The organism is Halococcus sp. PRR34, assembly GCF_028617175.1.
Lineage (GTDB): Archaea > Halobacteriota > Halobacteria > Halobacteriales > Halococcaceae > Halococcus > Halococcus salifodinae.
In genome coordinates, this window is sequence record NZ_JAQJDA010000001.1 from 271,190 (window position 1) to 284,925 (window position 13,736).

Genomic DNA, 13,736 nt, shown 5'->3' on the forward strand with positions numbered 1-13,736 from the left:
GTTATAAAATCGTTCTGACCGGGCGTCACAGCAACCCTCGATCAGTGACGGCGGGCGCGCTGAGACCGATCTGGCGGCCACCGACGCCGAGCGTGCCGAGGAACGCTTCGTCGATCCGATTCGGGTCAAGCTCGCCGTCGACGCTGTCGAGCGCGCGGTCGTCGGCAGTCGCGACAGCGAACGGTAGCTTTTGTCGGGAGAGGAGCCGAACGGCGACTGGCCCGCACCGACGAGGGAGACATCGTGCATACCGCGACCACGACGCCGTGGCTCCTAAACGATGCGACCGCTGATCGACCGTACCGTATCGTTCCACCGCGACGCCGCGCCGCCGACTACGACCCCCGCGAGCAGCCAGAACGCACTGTTGCCGACGGTCCAGGGGTACGACCACATCCACGACGAGTAGGCGTGGTAGGTGAACATTGCACAGGCCACTGCAACCCAGAGCACGCGTTCGTCACCGCTCGTGTCGAGCGCCAGACGAAGCGTGACCCAGAACACTGCCACAATGGCGAGCAGGTAGAAGCCGAATCCCACGAACCCGGTCGCGGCGAGGTTCGCGAGCAGGGTGTTGTGGATGCCGAGATTCGCCTGGTCGACGTAGCGCTCCGAGACGAGCACGAAGTTCTCCCCGCCGAGTCCGAACAGCGGCTGGTCGAGCGCGATCCCGACCGCCGCGACGTACTGGTCGATCCGCACGGCGAGCGTGTTCGTCTCGAACACCAGTAGGTTACCGTCGCCCGCACTCGACGCGAGAATGGCCAGAACGCCCCGGACGAGGACGTACACGAACCCGACGACGGCGGCCACCGCCGGCACCAGCGCGAGCGCCGAGTAGCGTCGCCGGATCCGGACGAGCGCCACCCCGAGGAGGTAGGTGCCGAACACCGCACCGAGCAGTAGCAGCGTCGCCCAGCCGGCGTCGGTGTCGGCGACCCGGATCGAGAACACCGAGGCGGCGACCGCGACGCCCGCCAGCCCGAGTTCGCCCCATGACCGCCGCAGCGCGACCGCGATCACTAGCGGAACGAACAGAAAGAGCACCATCGCCAGCTCCCGACCGTGGCCGACGAACCCGCCGGCGTAGAAGCCGGTCGGGATCTCCGCCGCGCCGAGCGCGAACGCACCGAGATATCGGTCGGGTGGCTCGCCGAGCAGCGGGAAGCCGAGCCGCCCGCCGTTCGCGATCTGGGCAAGCGAGACGAGGAGGTTCCCGAGCGCGGCGATCACGAACGGGTAGATCGCACACCACGGGTTCGTCCGGCGGACGATCAGGGCGGCCACGACGAACACTACGAAATACCGGAGCTGTTCGACCGCGAACAGTCCGGCGGCCAGCTCCGAGGGGCCGCTGCCGAAGAACGTGGTGAGAAACGACCAGCTCACGAAGCCCGCGAACGCCGCCACCGCGATCCCGCGGGCGGTCGGGCGGAGCTGAGGACGCTCGGTAAACCAGTCGTAGACGAGCACGAACCCCAACGGGATCGCGACCACGTCGACCGCTACGAGGTCGAAAGTGGCGATCCCTGGGCCGTCGATCAGCGTCACCGCGATGTCGAACAGTCCGAGGACGAACACCGATGCGGCGACCCCTTCGAACGCCACACCGGCCGCGAGGACAGTCGCGACGTAGAGGACAGCGGCGGCCCCGACGAGAACGGGCGTCGAGACATCGCTCGCGAGACCGACCACCGGAATCACGACCGTGAGAAGGGAAGTCAACAGCGCGGCCGTCCACGCGTACGTCAATGCGTCGCTGTCGTCGGCGAGAACGGTGTCGTCGAGCGTGCCGAAGCGCTCGGTGGTGATCTCGCTCACGTCCGTTCTCTGACAAGCTACAACACAGTCCGACATACATGTGTCGGTTCTCGTGGTGTCAGTCGTCCCGGCCGACGACGAGCGGGGCTGGGGTCGAGGCGACGTCCGACGAGCGCGCAACCGAACTTCCTTTATCCGGTGGGCGAGCCTCCTCTCGCATGCAGGAGTCGGTCGTTCTGGCGGTCGTCATCGGTATCCTCCAGGGGATCTTCGAGTGGCTCCCCATCTCCAGTGAGGGGAACATCACGCTCTTTTTGAATCTCGTGGCGAACATCGAGCCGGCCGTTGCGATCCAGCTCTCGCTGTTCCTCCATGCGGGGACCGCGCTCTCGGCGCTCGCGTACTATCGCGACGAGGTCGCCTCGCTCGTCCGCACGCTCCCATCGTGGCGACCCGAGCGCGCGTTCGACCGCGAGCGTTCGGAGCTTACCTTTATCGTGGTCGCCACGTTGATGACCGGGATCGTCGGCATCCCGTCGTTGGTGCTGCTGGAGGGGTTCGTGAGCGAGCTCGCCGGCGGCGTGTTCGTCGCGCTGATCGGCGCGCTGTTGATCGTCACCGGGCTCGTCCAACGCGGGGTCGAGGACCGTGGCGGCCGGCGGGAGACACCCGATCTCGTGGACGCGGTGCTGGTTGGCGGACTTCAGGGACTTGCGATCCTCCCCGGCATTTCACGATCGGGAACGACCGCGAGCGCGCTGCTCCTCCGGGGCCACGACGGCCCGTCGTCGTTCCAGCTTTCCTTCCTGCTCTCGATCCCGGCGTCGATCGGTGGCGGCCTGCTCCCGCTGCTCGACAGTGGCATCCCGGCGATTCCGCCGGCGATGGCGGCGATCGCGCTCGCCACGAGTGCGATCGTGGGGTATCTGACGATCGATGCGCTGATGCGAGTGGTCGAGCGGGTCGCGTTCTGGGGCGTCTGTGTCGGGCTCGGTAGTCTCGCGGTGTTCGGCGGTGTGGTCCTGCATCTCGTCGTCTGAGATGAATTCGATCGGCGAGCCGTCCACCCCACAACCGCCGGACGCGGATGGGTTTATGTGGGGTGGGGCGGTAGCCCGCGGTATGGAACGGCTCGATCCCCGCGTGCGGATCGTCTGGCTCGGGGGCTCGCTTCTCACGGCGCTGGTGGTGGCTGTGGCGGTCGGAATCGCCGATCGACGATGGTTCGAGATCGGTGTCTGGGTCGGACCCGTCGTTTTCGTCGTCCTCGCCCTGATCGGTGTGGGCTACACGCTCCAGCGATACCGGGTCTGGGGGTTCGACATCGAGGCGGACGCGGTCACGCTCGAACGCGGCGTCGTGACCCGTGTGAACTCGGTCGTCCCGTTCGTTCGGGTCCAGCACGTCGATTCACAACGGGGACCGATCGAACGGCTCGCCGGGCTGTCGAGCGTGGTCGTCTACACCGCGGGCTCGCGAGGGGCTGACGTCACGATTCCTGGACTCCGACCAGAGCGCGCCGAAACGATCCAGGCCGAGCTTCGCCGGCTCGCCACCGAGAGCGAACCCGGCGAGCTGGAGGATGCGGTGTAAGCTACCGATGAAACTTCACCCACTCTCGCTGCCGCTTCGGGCGCTGCCGCGTGGGGTAAACGGCGCAGCGATGGGATTTTTTCTCTCCATCGTCGTGACCGAGGTCGGGATCGTTTCGCTCGGCTCGCTCGCACCTGCAGTGACCCTCGCCGTCCTCGGGTTCGTGTTCGGGGCGGGCTACGAGGTCGTCTACTACCGGCGATTCGAGTACGACGTGACGGCGGACACGTTCGACATCGGCTCGGGCGTGATCTCACGGCGCGAGCGCGAGATCCCGCTCCGGCGGATCCAGAACGTCGATATCTCGCGGGGGATCGTCCAGCGCGCCCTCTCGATCGCGGCCATCGACGTCGAGACCGCCGGCGGCGGTGAGACCGAGGCGAGCCTCCGGTACGTGGGCTACGACGAGGCGAAACGCCTCCAGCGTGACCTGCGGCGCGGCGCACGCGAAGACAGCGACGAGGATGGACGAGGGGCGCGTACCGAGGACACGACCGATGCGGACGCGGCTGCCGCGGACGCGGCTACTGCGGACGCAGCCGAACCCCGACGCCGTGACGAGCCCGAGGAGCTGCTGTTCGCGCTCTCGCCACGGAACCTCGCGATACTGGGGCTGGTGGCTCCCGACCTCCGTGCGCTCCTGCCCGTGCTCTTCTTCGCCGTTCCCACGGTCGGGATCTCGATTCCCGACCTCCTCGCCGAGACCGGCGCGTTCACGGTCGGGCCGCGCGGGGCGGCGCTCGCGATCGTCTCGTGGATCGGCACCGCCGCAGTGACCGCCGCGCGGTACTACGATTTCCGGCTCACCCGAATCGGCGACGAACTCCGATACGAGCGCGGACTGCTCAGCCGATACGACGGCTCGATCCCGATCGGAAAGATCCAGCAGATCGACGTGCGCGAGAACGTCCTGATGCGCCGGGTCGGCTACGCGTCGCTCGCCATCGAGACTGCGGGCTACACGCCGGGCGAGGGGCCATCCGGCGGTTCGGAGGCGGCGATCCCGCTCGCGGGGCGTGCCCGCGTGCTCTCCCTCGCCCGCTCGATCGAGGGGTTCGAGTTTGACGAGCCGGAGTTCACCCGCCCGCCTCGCCGTGCCAGGCGGCGCTACGCGGTCCGGTATGCGCTCGCGCTCGGCCTGCTCGCGGGCGTCCTCTGGATCGCGAACATCTTCCTCGACGTGTCGCTTCTCCGCTACTGGTACGCCCCGCTCGTGGCGATCGTGCTCGCACCGATCGGCGGCCACTACAAGTGGCTCCATCGCGGGTACGACGTGGGTAGCAGGCACGTCCAGACGCGCAACGGGTTCTGGCGGCGCTCGATCGCAGTCGTGCCCGCCTACCGCGTCCAAACGGTGATCCAGACCGCGACACCCTTCCAGCGGTGGCGGTCGCTCGCCACGGTCGCGATCGATACCGCCGGATCGCTCTCGGTCACCGATCGGGGCGCACGCGCAGTGGATTTCGACGCGAACGAGGCTACCGAACTCCGCGAACGGGTCCGACGTGGGTTGCAGGCGAGTCTCACCGCGCGCCGAAAGCCGCTCTCGACGAGCACCCCCTCCGGCGACACACCGCTCGGACGAGTTTCGACGAACGAGGACCGTGACGAGGTCGGATAGTCACCGATTCACTCGTTCGGATGTTTCAATCGGTCATTCTGCCACCGTGGTCGTTCGGTTCGCCGCCTCGTACCAATCAGGTCGCTCGACGGTCGTCGAGCCGATGTCGGTGTAGCGAAGCGACTGCGTGACGCGGTTCGTGGTGTTGACTCTCCGCCGGATGTCGGTCGCGGTGTAGCCGAGATAGTACGACCGAACGATACCTTGAGAGTCGACGAGCGCCCGGAACGAGACGTTCTGCGGGTTTTTCGAGGCGTTGAGAACGGATCGTGGGAGGTACTCCGGGTTCGAGACGTTCGTCGCCCGAACCCGGTAGAGTTCCGTGCCGTTGCGTGTCTCCTGACCGACGACGCGCGTTTCGAGCGCGTTGAAGAGCTTGATGAACTGCTCTCTGTTCTGCACACTGAAGAACACCCGATTCAACGCGCTTACTGAATACCTCGTATCGTTTTTTCGGACGACCGCGGAGTATAGCTGTTCACCCTCCGACCATCGCTCGATACGCTGTGAGGAGACGACGGGTTGCCGTCCCGATCCATCGTATCTGCTAATGGCGTAGAACGGTTCCGACCCCTCCGCTACTCGCATCGTTCGGTTCATCTGATGACGAAGCGTGTCGTTTTCGTATCTGACAGTGTTATTTGACACGACTGTATGCGAATTGTTGGCGAGGGCGGCCTCGTGAGCGCCCGCCAGCTCGCTCACACTCACGACGCCTGCCTGTGTGAGTCCCGGCGCGAGCATCGGCATCGGGGTGGGTGTCGGTTCGTCGGTCGGGACGGCGGCCGGGGTAACGGTTGGTGTGTCCGTTTCGGTGTCGCTACCGGTGAGAGCTTACAGCCCGAGAGCACGACCACCACGGCGACAGCGATAGCGAAGACCTGCGAACGGTTCACGCCCCGTGAAGGTCACTCGTTAGCAAATAAATCTTGTCCCAGTCGTGACGGTCGTGTTCAGATACGCAGATTCGATGCGACGGCGAACGATCGTAACCACTCGTCGGCAGTTGCTGCGCCGGCATGACTGAAACAGTTCGAGAACGAGGAGATGCGTCGTTTTCCCTCGCGGAAGACACGTTCGACGGCGTTACGATTTCCGTGTCGTTCGGAGCGGAAATCGAGGCCGTCGGCGGCGGCAGGCTTCGTGTAGCGGTGTCGCGCCGTCGACGAGAAACGTGGCGTCGTCGACGAGGAACGTGGCGTCGTCGACGTGGTGCTTCTGACGACGTTCGGCGGAGAAGCCATGAGCGAGAGCGGTGTTTCTGGTGGGCTCAAGCTTCGTGTGCAGCAGTTCGTTCGACTCGGGATCGACCGCAGCGTACAGCCAGTAGCGCTCGTCGTCGAGTCGGATCACGGTCTCGTCGACCGCGACGTGATCCGGCGTTTTGCCGGACTCTGGCTGTAACTCCGCCTTGTGAACCCAGTTATTGATCGTGGATCGAGCGCGACTAACGCCGAACACATCGAGAATCGAGACAGTATTTTCTGGAAGCTATGCCGTCTTTAGAAGGGCTAAAACGATCCATCGGAAACTGTTTGTTCAGTGTCGTATCACCGGTTTTATTGCACTCTACAACTCACAAGAGCAGGAGTCTGTCAGCCAATCCCGAAGGTTGCGGGCATGCTGTCGCTCGCTGTTTCGCTTACTTCACCGAGTTCGGTTTTTTATCCACGGCCCTCGAAGTGCCTCGCGGAGGACGTGTAAGGACGGATGACCGACGAGGGTGATCGGCTGCTCAACGTCATCGGGGCTGCGCTCGTCGTCGCGCTAGTGGTGGTGATCGTCGTCGGTGTCGTCATCGCGGTGAACGTCCCGGCGAATCGGGTCGAACCTCCGGACGCCGAGTGGTCGATCCGCCAGATCAACGAGACACACGTCCGGATCGCACACGACAGCGGCGAGTCGGTCGCGGGGTCGGCGCTCGTCGTGACCGTCGATGGGTACAGCCGTCACCCCGCGTGGGACGATCGGGTAACGACGGGCGATGGGGTCGCGGTCGAGGCGTCTCGCGGACAGGTGGTGCGGCTCTACTGGGACGGCGGCCGCACCGACCGTTTCCAGATCGCGAGCCGACAGAGCGCGGAAACGGGGACAGCGACGGCGTGATGCGCACGGCGCTCCCGGAGGCGATCGGCGGCCGTGCCGGCCGAGTCCGTCAGGGCTTTACTCGGACGGTCGTTGGTTTCGTTCACTGAACGGTCCGGTGAACACGATGACAGGTGATCCACGCAACACTGACGGGCACCAGGCATCCCGCCGCCGATTTCTCGGAGCGGCCGCTGCCGGTGCGCTCGCGGGTGTCGGCGGCCTCGGCAGCGCCACGGCCCAGTCGGAGCCCGAGGAGATTCGGCTCGGCGGCGAAATCGCCGGCTGGCAGGGCCGCGCGCCCGACGCGATCGCCGGCGAGACCAACCCCACGCTGAATCTCGAACCGGGAACCGACTACCGCATCGTCTGGGAGAACCTCGACGGGATGGGCCACAACGTCGCGCTGCTCGACGCCGACGGCGCGACGCTCGAACGCACCGAGGTGATGAGCGGGGAGGGCACGACCCAGTCACTCACGTTCACGGCGCGCAAGACGATGGCCGAGTACATCTGCGAGCCACACAGCGGTACGATGCGCGGAGCGGTCGCCGTCGATGAAGGATCGGTGGCCGAAACCGACACCACCGAAAGCGAGGCCGGGTCCTCCGGAAGCGCGGGCGGTCCCGTCCCACAGGGGCCGACCGTCGCGCTCGAAACCGTCGCTGGCGGGTTCCAGGTCCCGACCGACTTCGCCACCGCGCCCGGCGACGACCGTCAGTTCGTCGTCGATCTCCCAGGACGGATCTACACCGTCGCGTCGGGCGGCGGGCGCGGGGAACCGTTTCTCGATGTCAGCGACCGTCTCGCCGAACGCACCGGCGAACGCGGGCTGCTCGGGCTCGCGTTCCATCCGGAGTTCGACGAGAACCGGCGCTTTTTCCTGCGTTACAGCGCGCCGCTGGCCGAGGACGCCCCCGACGAGTTCTCGCATACGGAGCGGCTCTCGGAGTTCCGTGCGACCGAGGACGCGACCGGTGTGGTCGAGGGCTCCGAACGGGTCCTACTGGCGGTCGACGAACCCACGAAGTTCCACAACGGCGGCGCACTCGCGTTCGGCCCCGACGACTTCCTCTACGCCTCGTACGGCGACGGGGGCGGATCGAGAGACACCGGCCCCGGCCACGCCGCGGACTGGTACGAAGCAAACACGGGCGGCAACGGCCAGGACGTCACCGAGAACTTGCTGGGATCGATCCTCCGGATCGACGTCGATGGCGCGGACGGGGACAGACCCTACGCGATCCCCGACGACAACCCGCTGGTGGGCGAAGCCGGCCTCAGCGAACACTACGCGTGGGGCTTTCGGAACCCCTGGCGGATGGGGTTTTCCGACGGGGAGCTCTACGTCGCGGACGTCGGTCAGAGCCGGTTCGAGGAAGTCGATCGGGTCGTGAAGGGCGGCAACTACGGGTGGAACGTGAAGGAGGGTACGCACTGTTACAGCACCGCGAACCCGGGAGCGATCCCGGACGAGTGTCCCGATTCGACACCGCCGGACGTCCGTGGCGGCGAACCGCTCCGCGATCCCGTCATCGAGTACCCACACGCCCGCGACGGCGAACCGATCGGCCTCTCGGTCATCGGTGGCTACGTCTACGACGGTGCGATCGGTTCGCTCGACGGCACGTACGTTTTCGGCGATTACAGCCAAGAGGGAGATCCACAAGGTTCGCTGTTCGCCGCCACACCCAGCGACGAGGGCCTCTGGGAGTTCGAGAAACTCTCGGTTGCGGGCGCGGACGACGGCGAGCTCGGCGGCTACCTCATCGACATCGGCCGGGACGATTCCGGCGAACTCTACGCACTCACGTCCGCCGGCGACCTCGGTGGCGCGGTCCACAAGCTCGTCTCCTCCGACGAATCGAGAGGAACGGCCGCAAACGCGACCGCGAGCGCGAACGGAACGACGACCAACGGAACGACGACTGACGCAACCGAGACGACGGTCGAACCGACCGACTCGCCAGCGACGGGGACGACGCGTGAAACCTCGACCGAGACGGCCGGATCGGCGACCGAAACGACTGCTATGGCGACGGAAACGACCGAGACGACGACCGTCGGGACGAACGCGACCTCGACGCTATCGGCAGAATCGACGTCGGGAGAGACGGATGGAACGAACCCGGACGAAACGAGCGACGCCGATGGTCCCGGGTTCGGGGTCTTCGCTGCGCTCGCCGGGCTGGCGGGTGTGGCGGCACGCCGCTTCGTGAGACGATAATAGGCGCGTTCGCACGGTATCGCTGGCCGCTTTGCGTCAGGTCTTTGGTCGGACGACCACTCGTTGGTGGTAGTGACCCGCACGACAGCGACGGCAGCTGACACTGCCGAGCAGGATCGGTCGGAAGTGACCCGTCGCCGACTACTCCGAACGACTGCGGCCGGTGCGGTCGCCGGAGTGGTCGGATACGGTGGTGCCACCACGAGCGCGACCGCACAGGACGGTGGTCCCGTTCCAGCAGGGCCGACCGTGGCGCTCGAATCCGTCGCCGGGGGATTCGAGATGCCGACCGACTTCGCGACACCCTCTGGCGACGACCGTCGGTTCGTGGTCGATCGCCCGGGACAGATCTACGTCGTCGGGGCGGACGGCCGGCGTGAAGAGCCGTTCCTCGACGTCAGCGATCTGATGACGCCCGTCGAGGGTGAGCAGGGACTGCTCGGGCTCGCGTTCCACCCTGATTTCGAGACGAACGGACGATTTTACCTGCGCTACAGCGCCCCAGCGACCGACGCGACGCCCGACAGCCACTCCCACACAGCGGTGCTCGCCGAGTTCCGCGCGAACGACGACCGAACCGCGGCGCGGCCCGGCTCCGAGCGCCGACTGCTCGAAGTCCCCGAACCCCAGAGCAACCACAACGCGGGCGCGCTCGCGTTCGGTCCCGACGGGTTTCTCTACGTGCCGTTCGGCGACGGCGGCGCGGCCAACGACATCGGTACCGGCCACGTCGACGACTGGTACGACGCGAACGACGGCGGCAACGGCCAGGACGTCACCGAGAACTTCCTCGGATCGCTCCTCCGGATCGACGTCGACAGCCGGACGGGAGACAAGCCGTACGGAATCCCCGACGACAACCCGCTCGTCGGCGAGGAGGGCCTCGACGAGCAGTTCGCGTGGGGCTTTCGCAACCCGTGACGGATGGGGTTCAGTGATGGGGCGCTGTACGTCGGCGACGTCGGCCAGAACCGCTACGAGGAGGTCGATCGAGTCGTGAAAGGCGGCAACTACGGCTGGAACGTGAAGGAGGGAACCCACTGTTTCAGCACGGGCGAGGAGACGACCGAGTGTCCCGACACGACACCGCAGAACGTCCGCGGCGGCGAACCGCTCCGCGATCCCGTCATCGAGTACCCCCATACCCGCGACGGCGAGACCATCGGTATTTCGGTCATCGGCGGGTACGTCTACGACGGCGCGATCGATGCGCTCGGCGGCCAGTACGTCTTCGGCGATTACAGCCAGGACGGCAGCCCAAAAGGATCGTTGTTCGCCGCCACACCCAGCGACGAGGGGCTCTGGGAGTTCACAAAACTCGAAATCGCCGGCGCGGACGACGGCGAACTCGGCGGCTACTTGCTCGATGTGGGTCGGGACGATGCCGGCGAACTCTACGCCCTGACGGCCGGTGGTGATCTCGGCGGCGCGGTCCACAAGCTCGTCTCGCCCGGCGAATCGAGGGGGACGGCCGCAAACGCGACCGGGAGCGCGAACGGAACGGATGCGGGGACGAATGCAACGGCCGAAACAACAGCGGGAACCGAAGCGAACGGTAGCGGCGCGGGCGGTGCGGACACTGCGACCGGAACGGATGGAGCGAACGGAACGGCGGCGGGTGAGGAAGGAGCCGAGAACGGAACGAGCACCGGCTCGGGGCCGGGATTCGGTGCGGTCGCAGTGCTGTCGGGCCTCGCAAGCGTCGTCGCCTACCTGCTCGCGGGCGAGGAGTAGTCAGGACTCCGCGCGGTCGACGGCCGCCCGTGCCCGGCGCTCGGCCGTCTCGCGCACCGCATCGGCGTCGAGCGTCAGCACCTCGCGGTCGCGCATCAGCACCCGGCCGTCACAGACCGTGTGGCGCACGTCGGCCGCAGTGACGGCGTAGACGAGATGACTCACGAGATCGTGGTGTGGCGTGAGGTGGGCTCGATCGAGGTCGACGACGGCGAGATCGGCGTTTTTCCCCTCGGCGATCCGGCCGGCGTCGAACCCCGCGACCGCGGCGCTCCCCGCGGTGGCCATTCCGAACGCCGTCGGTGCGTCGACCGCGCTCGCGTCCCCGGCAGCGAGCTTGCCGACCATCGCGGCGTCGCGGAGCTCGTCGAACATCGAGAGATCGTTGTTCGAGGCCGCGCCGTCGGTGCCGATTCCGACGGCGACGCCAGCGTCGCACATCGCCTGGACCGGCGCGATCCCGCTCGCGAGCTTCATGTTCGAGGCGGGGCAGTGGACCACGCCCGCGCCGCGCTCGGCGAGCAGTTCGATCTCGCTCTCGTCGCAGTGAGTCCCGTGGGCGATGAAGTCGCGATCTTCGAGCAGCCCGTGACCTACGGCGTACGCGAGCGGCCGTTCGTCGTGTTCATCGACGATCGGTTCGACTTCCCCCGTCGTTTCGTTCGCGTGGGTGTGGATCGGCACACCTGCCTCGCGCGCTTGTGGAACGAACTCGTCGAGCTCCTCACCATCGACGGTGGTGAGGCTGTGGGGCATGAATGCGGTCGAGACCCGGCCATCGGCCGCGCCGTCGTACTCCTGGGCCACCCGGAGTCCCGTTTCGAGTTCCTCGCGGGCCGCTTCCTCGTCTTTCCCGACGGTGACCGAGCCGTAGCCAACCCGTGCTCGGAGGCCCGCACGATCGACGGCGTCGACGATCTCGCCGACATCGAAGTACATATCGCAAAATCCCGTCGTTCCCGATCGGATCATCTCCACCAGTCCGAGTTCGGCCCCCGCACGGACGTCGTCGGGTTCGAGGACGCCCTCGATCGGCCAGATGTCCTCGCGGAGCCAGTCGTGGAGCGGCTTGTCGTCGGCGTATCCCCGCAGCAGCGCCATTGCAACGTGGGTGTGGGCGTTCACGAGTCCCGGAATCACGAGACCGCCGGTAGCGTCGAGCGTTTCGTCGCCACCCGGAACGTCGCCGACCGCGAGGATGTCGCCGGTTTCCTGGTCGGCGAGCACGTCCGCGCGTTCGACGGTCATATCGGGGCGGAGCACGCGCCCGCCGACGATTTCGAGCGTCGTCATACCGGTCGTTTCGGCCCCGGTGGTGTCAATTTACGGGTTCGCTGCCGACGAAGCGAGTGTCCCGTCGACTCACGCACCGGTCACGTCCCGATCGGCGGGCGAGCCGGCGTCGAACTCCCGGACCAACTCGTCGAGGACGGCCGGATCGTCGTGGCCCGGCAATGGCTCGTCGGCGGTCCGACACGCGACGTCGACGCCCAGCCGGGCGCAAACGTGGTCCGCGACCGCCTCGGCCATCCGTCGATGGGTAGTGAGCTTCCCGCCGACGATGCTGGTGAACCCATCGATGTCGTCGCGCGCCTCGTGATCCAGCAGGAAGAAATCCCGCGAGATGGCGCGTGCGCCCTCGCCTGCCGCCCCGGGATCGTAGAGCGGTCTGACACCCCAGTAGGTGCGTGCGGGCTCGCGGCCGTCGAGCACCGGCACCATCGCAGCGCACTCGTCGATCATCCGCTCGACCGCCCGTCCCGGCTGTGGATACTCGTCGGGGTCGTCGACCGCGACGCTGGTCGTGCCGAGCACGACTTGGTTCTCGTGTGGAACCACGATGTCGCCGTCGGCGGGCTCGCGGCAGCGGTTGAGCACGGTGTCGAGCTCCTCGTTTTCGACCGCGACCATGACGCCGCGCGTCGGGCTCATCGCCAGGTCGATCCCCGCGAGCGCGGCGCACTCGCCAGCCCACGCGCCCGTGGCGTTCACGACGTGCTCGGCCTCCACGCGGTCGTCGACTCTTCCACCGACCGTCGCGGCAGTGACCGCCTCGTCCGTGGCTCCGTCCGCGGCTGTCTCGGTGTCGCTGTGGAGGTCGGTTAGAGGGGCGTCGGTGTGAATCGCAGCCCCGTGATCGCGGGCACTCTGTGCGGTCGCGGCGACCAGCCGTGATGGGTACGCCACGGCGTCGGGGATCTGCATGACGCGCTCGACGTCGGACGAGAGTTCCGGGACGGTCTCGCGTGCTGCCGTCCCGGAGCGGACGTCGACCTCGATCCCGAGGCCACGGCACGCGTCGCGCTTCGCCGCGAAGTAGTCGGGATCGTCGCCCGCGAGCTGGACGAAGTAGCCGCCGGTGTCGCGGAGACACGCCCCCGCAATCTCTCGGAGCACGCGGTTTTCGGCGATGCACGCCGCAGCGCCCTCGGGGTCGGCCTCGGCGTAGCGCGCCCCGCTGTGGAGCAGGCCGTGCGAGCGGCCGGTGGTCCCGCCGGAGAGGCCGTCGCGTTCAACGAGCACGACGTCGACCCCGCGCATCGCGAGATCGCGCGCGACGCCGGTCCCGGTGGCCCCGCCGCCGATCACGAGCACGTCGGTTGTTACGGACACGTCGTCGATGAGGGTCCACTCCACTTCACTCCGTCAGTCTCGGAAGTCGGTGCCCTCGTGGCGACAGCACTCAGCGGAACACACAGCAGCTCGAAGCCGCTG

General features: G+C 67.0%; 10 protein-coding genes and 2 pseudogenes. 6 read left to right on the forward strand and 6 right to left on the reverse strand.

The genetic code is table 11. The features are described from left to right. Positions 1-25: 25 nt before the first annotated feature. Positions 26-316: a hypothetical protein gene (locus PHA81_RS01365; protein WP_005045943.1), complete on the reverse strand. Its 291-nt coding sequence runs from the start codon at positions 314-316 to the stop codon at positions 26-28. After that, on the reverse strand, positions 274-1,821 hold the full coding sequence (locus tag PHA81_RS01370) for an O-antigen ligase family protein (RefSeq protein ID WP_273834801.1): 1,548 nt from the start codon (positions 1,819-1,821) through the stop codon (positions 274-276). The genes PHA81_RS01365 and PHA81_RS01370 overlap by 43 nt, the downstream gene beginning before the upstream one ends. A gap of 158 nt (positions 1,822-1,979) precedes the next feature. On the opposite strand from PHA81_RS01370, the gene PHA81_RS01375 reads away from it, so the two are divergent. From PHA81_RS01375 to PHA81_RS01385, 3 genes are all read left to right on the forward strand, one after another. Then, entirely contained in the window at positions 1,980-2,801 is an 822-nt protein-coding gene (locus PHA81_RS01375) for an undecaprenyl-diphosphate phosphatase (RefSeq protein ID WP_005045935.1), read from the forward strand. A gap of 82 nt (positions 2,802-2,883) precedes the next feature. Further along, positions 2,884-3,354: a PH domain-containing protein gene (locus PHA81_RS01380; RefSeq protein WP_005045933.1), complete on the forward strand. Its 471-nt coding sequence runs from the start codon at positions 2,884-2,886 to the stop codon at positions 3,352-3,354. Positions 3,355-3,361: 7 nt separating this feature from the next. Then, positions 3,362-4,975 (forward strand): PH domain-containing protein, encoded by a 1,614-nt coding sequence (locus tag PHA81_RS01385; protein WP_049910407.1) that lies wholly within the window; start codon positions 3,362-3,364, stop codon positions 4,973-4,975. Positions 4,976-5,008: 33 nt separating this feature from the next. On the opposite strand, the gene PHA81_RS01390 is transcribed toward PHA81_RS01385, so the two are convergent. After that, complete coding sequence (locus PHA81_RS01390; RefSeq protein ID WP_273834806.1) at positions 5,009-5,377, reverse strand: hypothetical protein; 369 nt, start codon at positions 5,375-5,377, stop codon at positions 5,009-5,011. A gap of 551 nt (positions 5,378-5,928) precedes the next feature. Continuing rightward, positions 5,929-6,457: pseudogene (locus tag PHA81_RS01395) on the reverse strand (IS6 family transposase); the annotation flags it as partial. A 228-nt stretch (positions 6,458-6,685) separates the two neighbouring features. On the opposite strand from PHA81_RS01395, the gene PHA81_RS01400 reads away from it, so the two are divergent. The 3 genes and pseudogenes from PHA81_RS01400 (at position 6,686) to PHA81_RS01410 (ending at position 11,021) form a co-directional block, all read left to right on the forward strand. Beyond that, on the forward strand, positions 6,686-7,081 hold the full coding sequence (locus PHA81_RS01400) for a hypothetical protein (RefSeq protein WP_005045926.1): 396 nt from the start codon (positions 6,686-6,688) through the stop codon (positions 7,079-7,081). A 106-nt stretch (positions 7,082-7,187) separates the two neighbouring features. Then, a complete protein-coding gene (locus PHA81_RS01405; protein WP_049910405.1) occupies positions 7,188-9,287 on the forward strand; it encodes a PQQ-dependent sugar dehydrogenase in 2,100 nt (699 codons plus the stop codon). A 72-nt stretch (positions 9,288-9,359) separates the two neighbouring features. Continuing rightward, positions 9,360-11,021, forward strand: a pseudogene (locus tag PHA81_RS01410) (PQQ-dependent sugar dehydrogenase). On the opposite strand, the gene PHA81_RS01415 reads toward PHA81_RS01410, so the two are convergent. Both PHA81_RS01415 and PHA81_RS01420 read right to left on the reverse strand, forming a co-directional pair. Beyond that, a complete protein-coding gene (locus PHA81_RS01415) occupies positions 11,022-12,314 on the reverse strand; it encodes an amidohydrolase (RefSeq protein WP_005045919.1) in 1,293 nt (430 codons plus the stop codon). It abuts the pseudogene before it with no gap. A gap of 69 nt (positions 12,315-12,383) precedes the next feature. Next, a complete protein-coding gene (locus PHA81_RS01420; protein WP_049910416.1) occupies positions 12,384-13,634 on the reverse strand; it encodes an FAD-dependent oxidoreductase in 1,251 nt (416 codons plus the stop codon). Between the last annotated feature and the right edge of the window lie 102 nt (positions 13,635-13,736).

What these genes read in the sequence shown, in the direction of transcription:
- PHA81_RS01375 (WP_005045935.1), top strand. Translation starts at nt 1,980, where the DNA reads ATGCAGGAGTCGGTCGTTCTGGCGGTCGTCATCGGTATCCTCCAGGGG.
- PHA81_RS01380 (WP_005045933.1), top strand. Translation starts at nt 2,884, where the DNA reads ATGGAACGGCTCGATCCCCGCGTGCGGATCGTCTGGCTCGGGGGCTCG.
- PHA81_RS01385 (WP_049910407.1), top strand. Translation starts at nt 3,362, where the DNA reads ATGAAACTTCACCCACTCTCGCTGCCGCTTCGGGCGCTGCCGCGTGGG.
- PHA81_RS01400 (WP_005045926.1), top strand. Translation starts at nt 6,686, where the DNA reads ATGACCGACGAGGGTGATCGGCTGCTCAACGTCATCGGGGCTGCGCTC.
- PHA81_RS01405 (WP_049910405.1), top strand. Translation starts at nt 7,188, where the DNA reads ATGACAGGTGATCCACGCAACACTGACGGGCACCAGGCATCCCGCCGC.
- PHA81_RS01415 (WP_005045919.1), bottom strand. Translation starts at nt 12,314, where the DNA reads ATGACGACGCTCGAAATCGTCGGCGGGCGCGTGCTCCGCCCCGATATG.